At 50.7% G+C, this 13,069-nt stretch carries 12 protein-coding genes; 5 read left to right on the forward strand and 7 right to left on the reverse strand.

Annotated features, from left to right (window positions below):
* Positions 1-2: 2 nt before the first annotated feature.
* Positions 3-1,577, reverse strand: coding sequence for a serine/threonine protein kinase (locus Pla110_RS19345; protein WP_144998265.1), 1,575 nt, complete (start codon positions 1,575-1,577; stop codon positions 3-5).
* Between the two features lie 188 nt (positions 1,578-1,765).
* Between Pla110_RS19345 and Pla110_RS19350 the strand changes: the two genes are divergently transcribed.
* The 3 genes from Pla110_RS19350 (at position 1,766) to Pla110_RS19360 (ending at position 3,900) form a co-directional block, all read left to right on the forward strand.
* The gene (locus Pla110_RS19350) at positions 1,766-2,152 is read left to right on the forward strand and encodes a sirohydrochlorin chelatase (RefSeq protein ID WP_144998267.1); all 387 of its coding nucleotides are present in this window, start codon (positions 1,766-1,768) and stop codon (positions 2,150-2,152) included.
* 162 nt (positions 2,153-2,314) lie between these two features.
* Positions 2,315-3,313, forward strand: coding sequence for a GTPase ObgE (gene obgE, locus Pla110_RS19355; RefSeq protein WP_144998269.1), 999 nt, complete (start codon positions 2,315-2,317; stop codon positions 3,311-3,313).
* Between the two features lie 38 nt (positions 3,314-3,351).
* Positions 3,352-3,900 carry a DinB family protein gene (locus Pla110_RS19360; protein WP_144998271.1) on the forward strand — a complete coding sequence of 183 codons (549 nt, stop codon included), beginning with the start codon at positions 3,352-3,354 and terminating at the stop codon, positions 3,898-3,900.
* Positions 3,901-3,950: 50 nt separating this feature from the next.
* On the opposite strand, the gene Pla110_RS19365 is transcribed toward Pla110_RS19360, so the two are convergent.
* The 5 genes from Pla110_RS19365 to Pla110_RS19380 form a co-directional block, all read right to left on the reverse strand.
* Positions 3,951-5,291, reverse strand: coding sequence for an O-antigen polymerase (locus Pla110_RS19365; protein WP_144998273.1), 1,341 nt, complete (start codon positions 5,289-5,291; stop codon positions 3,951-3,953).
* Positions 5,292-5,709: 418 nt separating this feature from the next.
* Positions 5,710-5,838 carry a hypothetical protein gene (locus Pla110_RS23015; protein ID WP_261342284.1) on the reverse strand — a complete coding sequence of 43 codons (129 nt, stop codon included), beginning with the start codon at positions 5,836-5,838 and terminating at the stop codon, positions 5,710-5,712.
* Positions 5,839-5,865: 27 nt separating this feature from the next.
* On the reverse strand, positions 5,866-7,206 hold the full coding sequence (locus Pla110_RS19370; protein WP_144998275.1) for a hypothetical protein: 1,341 nt from the start codon (positions 7,204-7,206) through the stop codon (positions 5,866-5,868).
* Positions 7,207-7,491: 285 nt separating this feature from the next.
* Positions 7,492-8,511 carry a serine/threonine protein kinase gene (locus Pla110_RS19375; RefSeq protein ID WP_144998277.1) on the reverse strand — a complete coding sequence of 340 codons (1,020 nt, stop codon included), beginning with the start codon at positions 8,509-8,511 and terminating at the stop codon, positions 7,492-7,494.
* Positions 8,512-8,697: 186 nt separating this feature from the next.
* Entirely contained in the window at positions 8,698-9,453 is a 756-nt protein-coding gene (locus Pla110_RS19380; RefSeq protein WP_144998279.1) for an HAD family hydrolase, read from the reverse strand.
* Between Pla110_RS19380 and Pla110_RS19385 the strand changes: the two genes are divergently transcribed.
* Both Pla110_RS19385 and Pla110_RS19390 read left to right on the forward strand, forming a co-directional pair.
* A complete protein-coding gene (locus Pla110_RS19385) occupies positions 9,443-10,438 on the forward strand; it encodes a Gfo/Idh/MocA family protein (protein WP_144998281.1) in 996 nt (331 codons plus the stop codon). The two genes, Pla110_RS19380 and Pla110_RS19385, sit on opposite strands and share 11 nt — an antisense overlap.
* A gap of 22 nt (positions 10,439-10,460) precedes the next feature.
* Positions 10,461-11,171, forward strand: coding sequence for a 16S rRNA (uracil(1498)-N(3))-methyltransferase (locus Pla110_RS19390; protein WP_144998283.1), 711 nt, complete (start codon positions 10,461-10,463; stop codon positions 11,169-11,171).
* 44 nt (positions 11,172-11,215) lie between these two features.
* Here the strand turns inward: Pla110_RS19390 and Pla110_RS19395 are convergent, their stop codons facing one another.
* A complete protein-coding gene (locus Pla110_RS19395) occupies positions 11,216-12,703 on the reverse strand; it encodes an AI-2E family transporter (RefSeq protein WP_144998285.1) in 1,488 nt (495 codons plus the stop codon).
* Between the last annotated feature and the right edge of the window lie 366 nt (positions 12,704-13,069).

The following is a 13,069-nucleotide window of genomic DNA, read 5'->3' on the forward strand; positions in this document are numbered from 1 at the left end:
CGTTACTGCCCGTTGTTCTGTCGCGTCTTGACTGCCTGGTTGTATTGTTCAACCAGCCCACGAACACGGCTGTCATTACCATAAAGTGTATTCATGGAAGAGATCAGTGTTTGGGCTTCAGCCAGTTGGCCTCCGTCGAGATGGGTCTGGGCCTGTTCGACATACTCGCTGATGAACTCTTCTTGAGCCCCATTCAATTCATCCAATCGCTCCTGAACTCGGTCCACCAGTTGCGGATTTTCGCCAGACGATTTCAGCAATGTCAGTAGGGCGGTCATCGTTTCCTGTGCCTGTTTGGTTTGTCCCGATTCAAACTGCTGCACTCCGCGAGCATAAATTCGTTCCGCTTCGGGGCGTTTTAGCGATCGTTTCCAATCAAGATCTACAAATCGAAGACGTTCATTGATCTCGGTGGAATCGACGACTTCCTCTTCCGGCGTTACGGGTGATGGCGGTTTCGTATACCAAAGATAGAATCCAAACAGAACACAGATCAGCAGCACAATGAGGACCCAGGTATTATCAAAAAACTGGGCCACGGGTGTTTTCTTGGATGCCTCTTCAATCTCGGCCCGCATCATCTCGCGCATGAGAGTTCCGCCAGATTCGTGCGGAAAATGAGCTGACGCTCTCGATGCGGAGGAGACCTGAGTCTCCTTCTGTATATTGGCTTGTTGCTCCGGGTTGATCGCGACCGTGGTCGACGCTCCCGCGTCAGAATCAGGATCAATCGACATGGTCATTTCAGATTGAGAGAGTTCAACCTTTTTGACGATCTCCTGTAACCGACGTGAAAGTACATAAGCGTCCGGAACTCGTTTCTCTGGATCTTTTTCTAATAACTGACAAACCAACTCATCAAGCCAATGAGGAATTTCCGGAACGATCGTGCGAGCATGATCGAATTGCCCATATTTGTGTTTTTGAATGACTTCCAGAATCGTTTTCCCGCGAAAGGGAGGCCGACCGGTCAGCATGACATACATGACCGCTCCGAGCGAATAGAGGTCGCTCTTTTTAGTGACTCGCCGCCCTTGGGCCTGTTCGGGAGACATATATTCGGCCGTTCCGATGATGCCCCCGGTGACCGTCAGCTTGGCTGATGCAAAGACCTGCGCCACACCGAAGTCGGTCAGTTTGACTTTGCCGTCCTGAGTCAGCATCAGATTCGAAGGTTTTAAGTCTCGATGAATGACACCGGCGTCATGCGCTGATTTGAGAGCGATGCAAATTTGTGTGGATATCTCGACGACTTCCCGCCAAGGGATTCGTTTCTCCCGTCGAAGTCGCTGCGTCAAAGTTTCTCCATCGACGTACTCCATCGCAAAGTAGTACAAATCTCCATCGACGTCGCTTTCAAAGAATTCGACGACATAAGGATTGGACAGCTTGCGGAGCGATTCGACTTCACGGGAAAAGCGAGCGACGAATCCTTCCTCTCGTGACAGACTTGGGGCGAGAACCTTAACGGCGGCGTGCACGCCCGTTTCTTCGTGCTGCCCTTTATAGACGGTTCCCATACCGCCCGAACCGAGTTTACCTTCAATGAGATAGGGGCCGACTTTTTCCAGTTCCATAATCGCAGCAAATCTTTAGCAGTATGGATGATTTGTGGTCGAGACGAACACCGTTTCCCCTCACGATCCCGGACGCTTTGAACAGTTTTTCGGGCCGAAGGGATTTGCTCTTACCCGGGGTAGCGTCTACAGTTATCGCAGAGGCAATCCTCCCGGACCCGTATCAGTTTACCAGAAGAGTTGACGAAATGCCCGACCCATTCACCAACCCGACCGCAGTTCTGCTGATTGCCCATGGCTCCCGTCGACAGGAGGCGAATGACGATTTAGTAACGCTTGCAGGTCAATTTCGGGATCAGAAGACCTACCCCATTGTAGAACACGCATTTCTGGAGTTGGCGAATCCCTCTATTCCTGAGGGAGCGGCGGCATGTGTGGAACAAGGGGCCGTAAATGTGCTGATGATGCCCTGGTTTCTTTCCGCCGGACGCCATGTGGCGGACGATCTTTCCGACTTCTGTCAGCAATTCAGTCAGAAGTATCCACAGACGTCATTCACAGTCTGTCCGCCGCTTGGATTGCACCCGGCGATGCTGACGATCATCAACGACCGCATTCAGGAAGCCGGAAAATAGGGTTCAGCAGGCCTGATCGTCAGCTTTTCTCGCTTCCAGTAGGGGCGGGGCTCTCTTTTGGTCGAGTCTCTGGTATATAATCACCGACCCGGCGGCGGAGACTGTTTGTGATTCCTGCCGTCACCAATTTTCATTGTCAATTAGCGTACTGAATCGAAACTGATGTTTGTCGACCGAGTTGATATTTATTGTAAGGCCGGAGATGGTGGCAACGGGTGCCTCAGTTTTCGCAAAGAACCCTTCGTACCACGAGGTGGCCCCAACGGTGGGGATGGCGGTAACGGCGGAGACATCATCGTCATGGCAGTTGCGAATGTCGGAAACCTGGCGAATATCGCCGGACACAAACACTGGAATGGAGAAGCGGGCAACCACGGAGAGGGTTCGCTACGTACTGGTAAACGGGGCCAACCTACCAAAATTCTGGTTCCACCAGGTACTCTCGTCCGCGATTTTAAACGAGGGCATGTGCTGAAAGATCTCGCGAGCGATGGCGATTCGATTGTGGTCGCCCGAGGAGGCAAAGGGGGCAAAGGGAATAAACGGTTCGCGACCGCCCAGAACCGGGTACCACGTGAATTCGAACCGGGTGCACCCGGCGAAGAGCGACACATCCTGCTGGAACTCAAACTGATCGCCGACGTAGGTCTGCTGGGTAAACCCAATGCAGGCAAATCGACCTTGCTCAGCCGAATTTCGCAAGCCGAACCAGAAATTGCCGATTACCCTTTCACCACAAAGTTCCCGAACCTCGGGCTTGTCCGCATCGACTATGACCGAGAATTCGTTGTGGCCGACATCCCCGGACTGATTGAGGGAGCCCATGCGGGCGTAGGGTTAGGGCATGAGTTTCTACGCCATGTCGAGCGAACCCGACTTCTTGTCCATCTGGTGGAACCAAGCCCGATGGACGGCACTAATCCGGTGGAGAATTATCACCAGATTCGGAATGAACTCAAACTATACGGCCACGACTTGGAAGATCGACCGGAGATCATTGTGATCACCAAATGCGAACTTCCTGACGCGGAAGCGGCTCGAGAACTATTGCAGGACACTCTACCCGGCAAAGAGATTCTGTTGATCTCCGCCGTGACGGGAAAAGGGCTGCCGCAATTAATCAACCGAATCTTTGACCGACTCGGCTCTGCTGAAGTATAAGACCCTTTCTGTCGGCAAGTCCGGAAAACGAGGGGATCATGAACAGTATCGAACTGTTCCGTCGACTACACCAGCACCGCATGTGGGCCAACAGCAGGCTGCTGGAGACCTCGTCGAAACTCTCTTGGGAACAACTCCAGCGACCCCTGACTATTGGGCAGGGGTCGGTCTGGAAAACTCTGGTTCACCTGCAGGCAGCAGAATATGTCTGGCTGGAAACGCTTCTCGGCGATACCTGCCCGCTGTTCCCCGGCGACGAAGTAGGCAAACTTCCCGGAAATCAATTGAGAGAAGGGGCGGTAGCCGACTTCAATGAGTTGGAGAATCGCTGGCAGGAACTTGACCAGCGGTGGCAGGCGTATCTCGTGGACCTTGCAGAGAATTCGCTGGACGAACAGGTACACAAAGTGAATTCCCGCACCGGGCAGTCGTTCGGCACTTCCCGTGCCGACGTACTGCTCCATGTTTGCACTCATGCACAGTACACGACAGCTCAGTCAATCAACATGCTGAGACAGCTCGGAGTGAAATCGCTTCCCGACGTGATGTTGATCACCCTTGCGCGTAGCGAATCAGATCAGACCTAAACTGCAAACCAAGGGCAAGGTTTCCGATCAGAGGCTTCCAGGCACTCTGTTTAAACGTGCCGGGCCTCTTCAATCCCCCCTTGCCGATAGCGGGCAGATTGAAACAACCAGCGACCGATTGCCAGAATTCCCAGGAAGACGATGGCCAGCCCCATGAACGGTGCCGGGAAAAAGATGTTGGCCCGCCATTCCAATACGGAATAGGCAAACATGGTGTAGAAGAGAACGCCGTCGAGGGTTCCTTCGCGGAACCGCTTCCAGGTCAATGCCCCAATAAAGCCGTACGGAATAAACGGCAACATTCCGAACCAGCCGAAATCGACGTAGGAATTCGCAAAAATGGGTAAGGCGGTAAAGTGCCGCACGAAACCATCATTTTCCAGAGCGTTACAACGATCCTCAACTCCGTAAGGAGGCAATGTTCCGAGGAAATCCTGAGCCACAAAGAAGTTCTTGAGGATAGGAAAGTTCCAGAACCAGGCGTTCCAGTAATATCCTTTTCCGCTACCAGGCCAATCGAGCGCCCCATCCATCATGGCTGCCTGAAGATTGTAGGGGGCAACAAAATAACCGAGTAGTCTGGTAATCATATCATCTAATTGTCCCCCACCCGAAAGAAGCCCTTCGCGCACCAGTTCTACAAAGATGAACAAACTGACTGCCGCCATTGCCATGGTTCCGAGAATGGTCACAAATTTAACCAGACTCGCCTTCCCATACTTGATTTGTCCCATATACCAGACGAGGAACACTCCAAACATCGGGCGCAGAATTACGTTACGACGTCCCAAGACGAAAAGCGGAATGATATAGGTGATGACAATCGCCCAAAACAGCAAGCTGGCGACCAGCCGACCTGTTGAGGAACCTCTCTCAATGGCCTGAACTCGAAGCCAGAAGAACCAGGGAATGATGATTGCAGAAAGCTGCATCAGGCTTCCCAAACCATTGGCGTCGACCGCCTCCAGGAGTTCCTCATAGAAAATGGCCGACTCTTCCGGCGTTTGTCCTACGTTTGGGAACTCATAGATTACCCCTGATTCAAATGTAAACAATAGAAACCGGAGGTTCGCGATCAGCAGTAAGACTCCTACCGCCATATCGATCAATGTCACTGGGGAATCGCTGTTCCATTCTTTCCGAATTTCATGGCGCACTGGGGGAGAGAGCCACTGAAACATGTACCAGCCGACTAATAGCGAGAGCAGACAGGTAACCGTAAAGAACAACGAACTCCAGTTCATAAAACCGAAATAGGGATCGTCGATATACTTTTGATAAGTAAATGGCGGAAAAAAGAAACTGAAGAGAAATATTAATATTGAAAAGCTAGCCCACATGACGGGGCTGATGAACACATAGAGCCAACTATTCTCCGTACGAGTTTGCATGTGAGCTTCGTAAACCTTATCGAATTTGGCAGACGATTCGGACCCTCTCCTGGCGAGTTCAGATTCCGATCGCACCGGCGGAGGAGAGGAGATGGTCCTTCATCTTGGAATACGTAAATAATGCCGCAGATGAACACCTGGGGACATCGGGATTTTGGATCAACACTTGAATTGATCAAGGAACTCTGTGTCGTTGCAGAACAGAAGCGTTCAATAGCAGCGCGGCAATGAATTCTCTGTTTTAAGGTTCTTTTTTGTAGGTCATAACTGTTCCCTGTAAACGACAGGCAGACACGCCCATTAAACTCCCTGTTTCGGAAACAGTCGAAAGCGACATTTCCCCTTTGGCACGAGGCTTTTGATGCGTGTTCTCAAGCACGTTGGGGTAAGAAGCTCATTCGATCATCAGTTTATCAAGTCAATCTGGGTGATACCACAGTTCCGCCATCGAATCGCCTATTTTAGCACATGTGTCCATGCGACCACACATTTTCAGAATATCGCAGGAAACACGCATGGCCGGGAAGTGGGACACAGCAAATGGCATCCGTCGAACTCCTTTCGAGGTGAGTAGCTACCGAGTGTAGGGCTGGTAGAGTAGCTCGTAATGGTAGCGAGACGTATTTAATGACCAGCGACCAATACCGAGAATCGCCAGGAAAACGAGGGCGATCCCCATATAGGGAGCGGGAAACATGATATTGCCCCGCCATTCCAGAACCGAGTAAGCGAACATGGTGTAAAGCAGAATACCGTCGACGGTTCCTTCGCGAAATCTCTTCCAGGTCAGGGCACCGAGAAATCCATACAGCAAAAACGGTAATGTACCCAACCAACCAAAGTCGACGAAAGAATTCGCAAAAATCGGCAGAGACGTGAAATGTCTTTTAAAGCCATTCGCCGCCAATACATCACAGCGGGCCTGCACGCCAAAGGGAGGAATTGCTCCCAGAATGTCTTCTGCGACGAAAACATGTTGCAGCAACGGGAATTTCCAGATCCAGGAAGTCCAATAGTATCCTTTTCCAGCACCGGGGAACTCCAATGCGCCGTCAATCATTGCTCCCTGCAAGTTGTAAGGAGCAACCAGATAGCCGATTATTCTCGTCGCCATTTCGTTCATACCTCTTTCTCCGGAGAGAAACCCAAAACGAATCAGTTCGACGATAAAGAACAGACTGAACGCACTGGCTCCCAGGACGATGAGGGAAAAGGCAAATTTGTAAGGGTTCACTTTTCCGTATTTCACCTGTCCTAGAAACCAAACAAGGAACACTCCAAACAGGGGGAGCAGAATCACGTTACGCCGCCCGAGGATAAGCAGTGGAAACAGATACGAAACAAGGACAGTCCAGAACAAACCACTCGCAATGAGTTTGCCTTTTCCGGATCCGTTTTGAATCGATTGGACTCGTAACCAATAGAACCAGGGAATCACAATTGCCGAGATCTGCATCAGACTCCCCAGACCGTTAGCGTCGAGGGTATTCATGAGCTCTTCGTAAAAGGCGGCTGTCTCCGCCTGACTCTTTCCGATGTTCTGAAGCTGCGAGAGGGCTCCGGAACGGAAAAGCATCGCTAGAAATCCGATGTTGGCAGCGAGGAGAATCAGCCCGACTGCCAAGTCCGCCATCGTAACGGGCGAACGATTGGAAGGTGTCAGGGTTTTTCGATAGTAAACTGGGGACGATATCTTTTGAAAGAACCACCAACCGGCGAGCATCGCCAGCAGACACAACCCAGTGAACTGAGCTGAATTCCAGTTGTAGTAACCGAAACAGGGATCTTCGATGTATTGATTGTACGTAATTGGCGGAAAGAAGAAGCTGACGAGAAATATCACGATCGAGAAGGAGGCCCAGACGAAGGGGCTTACTAACCAGTAAATCCAAGTTTGCTCTGAGCGAGTTTGCATATTGACTTGGGTGTCTTAAGATGAAAACGAATCGAGATGTCTGTCGGAACTAATTACGACTGAACCTAAGACGAGGCTGCGTCTTTAAAGTGGGGAAGGGCTCTCGTGCTTATTCTACGGAGCGACCCTATCAAGAGGGTAGACGATTCCTGCGAGAATACAGCTGGATTCTCGGGACTAGCAGTCCACTCGCATATTGCGACTTTCATGCGCAATATCTCGTTACCGACTATTTAAATTCGGGCTGTTTGAATCCGGAGAAGGGTGGGGACACCGCAGAGAAGTTCAGTCGCCCAGCATGACTATCAACAGAATGATGGTGATCACCACTACTGACAACACGGTAAGCTTCACCCAGGAGATATCTTCTGAAGTGATTTCGTGATTTGTCGATATGAGCAAATTCTTGAGAATGGGTTGGTTCACTTTGGATAATGATTCGGATGCAGCGTGCTGAGTTTCGATTCTCTTCAGTTCATTTTCATCCCATTCGACCAGCGCCTCGGCCAACGCCCCTTGTGCACTTCGAGCGTTGAAAGGACGGTTGTGCGGATCCTTCTCTAACATCTGCAGGACGACGGCTTCCAGCTTTTCCGGACAACTGGGGGAATGCTGCCGTATCGGGAAGGGGGGAACATTCAGATGCTGGTCGAAAATCTGTGCCGAGTTCTCACCGCGGAATGGAGGTTGTCCCGTCAACATTTCATATAAAACACAACCAAGCGAATACAAATCGGTTTGTCCGGAAATGCTCCGTTCGGCCCTGATCTGTTCCGGTGCCATGTAATAATAGGTCCCGACGGTCAGTCCCATTTCGGTGATGCTTACCGAGGCCGTGTCCAACGCCGTTCCGAAGTCTCCCAGTTTAACCCGGCCATCATTAGAGAGAAACAGGTTGGCCGGTTTGAGATCGCGATGGATGATGCCATTGTTATGAGCATGCTGTAAGGCAGAACAGACCTGCCAGCCGACCTCGACTGTCTCCTGCCACCGGACGCGGCCCTTCCTGTTGAGAACTTCCCGCAGTGAAGCGCCTTCCACTAATTCCATCACGTAATAAAGTTGGTCTTCCCATTTTCCACTGCCAAAGTAGCGGACCACGTTGGGGTGATTCAGCTTTTCGAGAATCTCAATTTCCCGCTCAAACCGGCGACAGATCAGTTCATTTTCGGAGACGGCAGGCAGAAGCAGTTTGATCGCAACCGGCTGGGTCTCCCCCTCTTTTACTGCCTTGAAGATCGTCCCTACCGTACCGATGCCGATCGTATCCAGAATTTCGTAATCATCGATCCATTTGAGGCTCATTGCGGGCTCTGATCCTTACCATTACTGCGGATTCATTCGGTACCACATCAATCCTGCAGTCAGGTCAATGCGCTCAAATAAGATTCTGTTCCGAATGACAATTCAAATAGGGGCGGGGGGGAGTAATTATTCTATGTTGAGCGACTTAGAATAAAATGTGGTAAATCAGAGTTGTATGGGGAACTGTCAGTCGTCTTCGCCGAACAGAACTTTCAATAAGTTCACTTCAGTCAGATCGTTTATCAGTACATCCGGTTCGGCCGGAGCCAGTTCTTCCGTTGAGTAAATTCCGGTCGCGACGGCAACTGCCCGTGCCGAAATGGCATGAGCACATTGTACATCGGCAGGCGTGTCGCCAATGATCCAGATATTTTCCGATTGTACGTCTCCACCGAACCGTTGTCGAATATCGACAAGTGCTTCGCGGGCGACGTCATCTCGATTGATATGGTGGTCGCCATAACTACCAAATGTAAAAAAGTGCTGCAAACGATAATGGTTAATTTTCAGCGATGCCCCACGGGCCAGATTTCCTGTCAGCAGACCGAGATGAACATCGGGGTGATCCTGCAGCTCTTCCAACCGGTCGATGACCCCTGGAAGAACTTCACCCGGACAGCGTTCGAGTTCGATCGGAAGTTGTTCGAGATAGAAATTCTGGAACTCTCGAATTCGTTCAACAGTCGGTTCGATTTCATAATACTGCAGCAAGTCGTACAGTATGGCCATGTCGGTGCGTCCAGCGGTGTTGATTCCTTCAACCGGTTTGGTCAAATTGTACCTGTCTCGCAGGACCGTCTCGATGGCCCGTTGACCCGCCCGACCGCTTAACAGTAATGTGCCATCAATATCAAACAGGCAAATCCGCACGAACCTGACCAATCCATTATTAAAATCGGGGGACATCCCGCCCTGGAACAATGAGAGCAAGATGACCTTCAAGGTGAATAATCCAGTGCGAATCGGATTGATTGGTTGTGGGCGGATGGGGTTTCATCACGCGGAGCAACTTCTCAAGAGCCAGAAAGCACAGATCACTCTATTACATGACGTCCAACGGGACAATGCCGAGCGACTACGCGATCAGTTCAACTTGTCGGCACACATTTTGACCGATCTGGACCCGATTTCAAACAACAGCATTGTTGATGCCTGCATCATCAGTTCACCGACAGGGCTACATTACGAGCAAACTCGATTATGTCTGGAGGCGAGAATTGCCGTACTTTGTGAAAAGCCGCTGGCACACAATCCTCAACAGATTGAAGAGCTGAACACCATCTCCGCACAAACAGGAATTCCGGTCTCCATCGCCTATCAACGCCGGTCGAGCAGCGAATACAGAACGCTGAGGAGAGAAGTCCTCTCTGGGAAATGGGGACCCGTTCGTTCGATTTCCGGGCACATTATTGAGGACTGGCAGTCCACAATTACAGGTACATGGCGTGATGATGTCCAATCGAACTGGGGAGGATTTGTGGGTGACGCAGGAAGCCATAAAATTGATTGTTTGTTTTATGCGACGGAACTGCAGCCGCAAGAGGTGTTGGCCTGGACCGACTGCTGTGGAAGTCAAGTCGAAATCACGGCTCAGGTTCTGGCACGCTTTTCCGGCGATGTCCGTGTCGCGATTGACTTCGTTGGGAATGGTCACTATCTCGGAGAAATCATTGCCATCCACTGCGAGCATGCTGATGTGATCGTGCAGGATGGTCATGTTTATCTGGCGAAGAATGATGAGAAACAAAAAATAATTAACTTAGAGCCCGAGTCGACGCCGGTGGACGAATTCCTAGCCATGTTGCTGGAAGGTCAGGAGAACATCGCTCCGTTGAATTGTGCGATGCCTGTTTATCAAATGACGAATGCGATCCTCGAATCGGCTCGTCAAAGCCGTTCTATCATTCTTGATTGCCAGAACACTTGATTGAAAGAGGGAAATTGGCCGCATGTCGTCCCGATTTTATACAACGTCGATTGACACTGAAAACGGAACCGCCCGCTTGGAAGAAAGCGAGGCCCACCACCTGTTGCACGTCATGCGTTTGAAGACCGGCAGTGAAGTCCACCTGTTTGATGGAAATGGGAACGCCTGGCGTGCGTTTCTCACTGGCACGAGTCGGCGCAGTGCCGAACTTCGACTCGAAGAACAAATCGCGAAAGCCTCCCTGCCGACGCGGGAAATCGTTCTGGCGGTCGCTCCCCCCAAAGGAGATCGTTTCCGCTGGCTAGTGGAAAAAGCGACCGAGTTGGGGGTGAGTGCGATTCAGCCTCTTAAAACAGAACGATCGGTCGTCGACCCTGGTGCGGGGAAAATCGACAAGCTCCGTCAGACGATGATCGCCGCTTGTAAACAATGCGGCCGAAATCAATTGATGACCTTCGCTCAACAGCAAACCTGGGAAGAGTGCATCCAGGAATATACAGCCTCTCATCACCTGCTAATTGCGCATCCCCATGGGCACAATTTACGAGAAGCATTTATCGGGGTTGAACCGACCCGTTCTCTGTTAATCGCAATTGGTCCTGAGGGCGGGTTCACGGAAGAAGAGGTCTCTCTGGCATTGAACGCCGGAGCCGCGCCGATTTCATTGGGACAGAATATTCTCAGAACGGAAACGGCTGCCATCACTTGCGCAGCAATGGCTACTCTGGCGTAGTAGTTACGCCATTTCGCAAGTCGCTTTGTGAAGTTACTGACCTACTACTTGGGAGCTTCAGATTCCTTGGGAGGTTCTGTTTCCGCCGGCATGGCTTTGCCGTTTGGGACAGGCTCCAGCTGCTGCGTCCCAAATTGTTCTGCGGAGAGAGACTGGAGTTCGACGTTGAAGATTTTCACCAAGGCATACAGACAGGAGGCCACAGTGGGTCCAATAAAGACACCCCACAACCCCATCACCTGTAGCCCACCCAGCACGCTGACAAACGCGAGTAGGGGGTGAAGTTTGGCACCATCTTTCAGGATCAAGGTGCGAATGACGTTGTCCATCATCCCGATGACAACTGCCCCGAAAAGAGTCAGCACGATTGCTGAGAAGTAGTGCCCCTGCACGAACAGGTAAATTGCAAACGGTCCCCAGACTAACCACGTTCCCAGCAAGGGAATCATGGCGAACATGGTGGCGACTCCGAAGAGTAAAAAGAAATGTCCGGAACCGAACAAATACATAATGCCCGCCGTTGCCAATCCTTGAGAAATGGCTGCCACCAAAGTTGCCAGAATGATGGCTCGTACGACTGATTCAAATTGTCCCAGTAGTTCATTCTGATAGTAGACGTGAACGGGGATTAAATTCTGTGTCGATGAAATCAACGAAGGCCCATCGGCGAAGAAATAGTACAGGGCAAGTATGTAAATCAACAAGGCGATCAACATCGAACCCACGGCCGATCCGATGCCGGTGAACATGCCCAGCGCATTGCCCAATCCCAGCGCGCTGCCCAACGACTTCTCGCCGACGTTGCGAAGGATCGTAACGAGATCAAATTTCAAATTATCCCGAACCTGATCGACTTCTTCTTTGACGGCCTTTATTTTCTCCGGATCGGGAGGCGGATCCTCTTCCAAATCTTCCTCGTCGAGATCGACTGCCGGATCTAACAATACAAATTCACTTTCGTCCGAACCTGCTTCCGGCCCAAGCTGATCTTCTACGGCGATGTCGACCGTCACATCAGTATTGTTGTCTAATAACGGGGGCTGATCTTCTGGTTCGCCTGTCGAGTCGTCGGAAGGAAGCATTTCAAAACTGTCAAAGTTTTCTTCCGGTTGACCTGCTTTCTGCGGATCGAGTGGGACTTCAGGCTGATTTTCATCAATGAGAAACTTGTCGAATCCGAGCTTAACGATCCAACTGTCGAGATTCATTCTTACGCGAGTGTCATCGATTTTCTGCGTAATCACCTCAACATCTAACCCGGCCATCTGGTAGGCGGCTGCCGAAATTCCAATCACCAGCGGGAGCATCACTCCACTGATAACAATGGCGGTGGCAAGACGCGATGCAGAAGCGGAATTTCCCTTCGACCATTTCAGGCAACGCTTGTAGAGGGGCTGACAAAGAATCGCCGTGATTGCCGCAAGAAAAAGGGGCATGAGAAACGGGGTGATCACCTTGTAGAAGGTAATCCCCAGAAAGATGATTAATGTCAGGATGACCCCGAGTGAAACGAGGCGGGGAATCAGAGGCATGGTGATTACTTTTTTGCGAAGAGATTTTTGCTTCTGCGTGTTTGTAACATGTTATCAGTCATCGACATAACAATGATATACCAGTGACAAAAACGAACCGATAATCCAAACCGGCAATCTAAAAAAGATTTTCAGAAATGTTCGGGATCGAAGTTCTGTACTGAGTGATGTGGAAATCGTATTCCCGGGTAGTGTACAATCTTTATTGCGACAATTCTTCCGTGCAGGGTACACTTTCATCACCTCACCTTATCCTCTGCAGTCGTATTCCTATTCACTGTATTCTGTTTGTCAGTATTTATATTCGCGGCAATTTGCTTATCAGAGGAAATCTTGACCAGAATTCACGATACGGTTTCGTGGGTC

It is taken from the genome of Polystyrenella longa, from assembly GCF_007750395.1.
Classification (GTDB): domain Bacteria; phylum Planctomycetota; class Planctomycetia; order Planctomycetales; family Planctomycetaceae; genus Polystyrenella; species Polystyrenella longa.

What these genes read in the sequence shown, in the direction of transcription:
- Pla110_RS19365 (WP_144998273.1), bottom strand. Translation starts at nt 5,291, where the DNA reads ATGCAAACTCGTACGGAGAATAGTTGGCTCTATGTGTTCATCAGCCCC.
- Pla110_RS19375 (WP_144998277.1), bottom strand. Translation starts at nt 8,511, where the DNA reads ATGAGCCTCAAATGGATCGATGATTACGAAATTCTGGATACGATCGGC.
- Pla110_RS19345 (WP_144998265.1), bottom strand. Translation starts at nt 1,577, where the DNA reads ATGGAACTGGAAAAAGTCGGCCCCTATCTCATTGAAGGTAAACTCGGT.
- Pla110_RS23015 (WP_261342284.1), bottom strand. Translation starts at nt 5,838, where the DNA reads ATGCCATTTGCTGTGTCCCACTTCCCGGCCATGCGTGTTTCCTGCGAT.
- Pla110_RS19395 (WP_144998285.1), bottom strand. Translation starts at nt 12,703, where the DNA reads ATGCCTCTGATTCCCCGCCTCGTTTCACTCGGGGTCATCCTGACATTA.
- obgE (WP_144998269.1), top strand. Translation starts at nt 2,315, where the DNA reads ATGTTTGTCGACCGAGTTGATATTTATTGTAAGGCCGGAGATGGTGGC.
- Pla110_RS19370 (WP_144998275.1), bottom strand. Translation starts at nt 7,206, where the DNA reads ATGCAAACTCGCTCAGAGCAAACTTGGATTTACTGGTTAGTAAGCCCC.
- Pla110_RS19390 (WP_144998283.1), top strand. Translation starts at nt 10,461, where the DNA reads ATGTCGTCCCGATTTTATACAACGTCGATTGACACTGAAAACGGAACC.
- Pla110_RS19385 (WP_144998281.1), top strand. Translation starts at nt 9,443, where the DNA reads ATGACCTTCAAGGTGAATAATCCAGTGCGAATCGGATTGATTGGTTGT.
- Pla110_RS19350 (WP_144998267.1), top strand. Translation starts at nt 1,766, where the DNA reads ATGCCCGACCCATTCACCAACCCGACCGCAGTTCTGCTGATTGCCCAT.
- Pla110_RS19360 (WP_144998271.1), top strand. Translation starts at nt 3,352, where the DNA reads ATGAACAGTATCGAACTGTTCCGTCGACTACACCAGCACCGCATGTGG.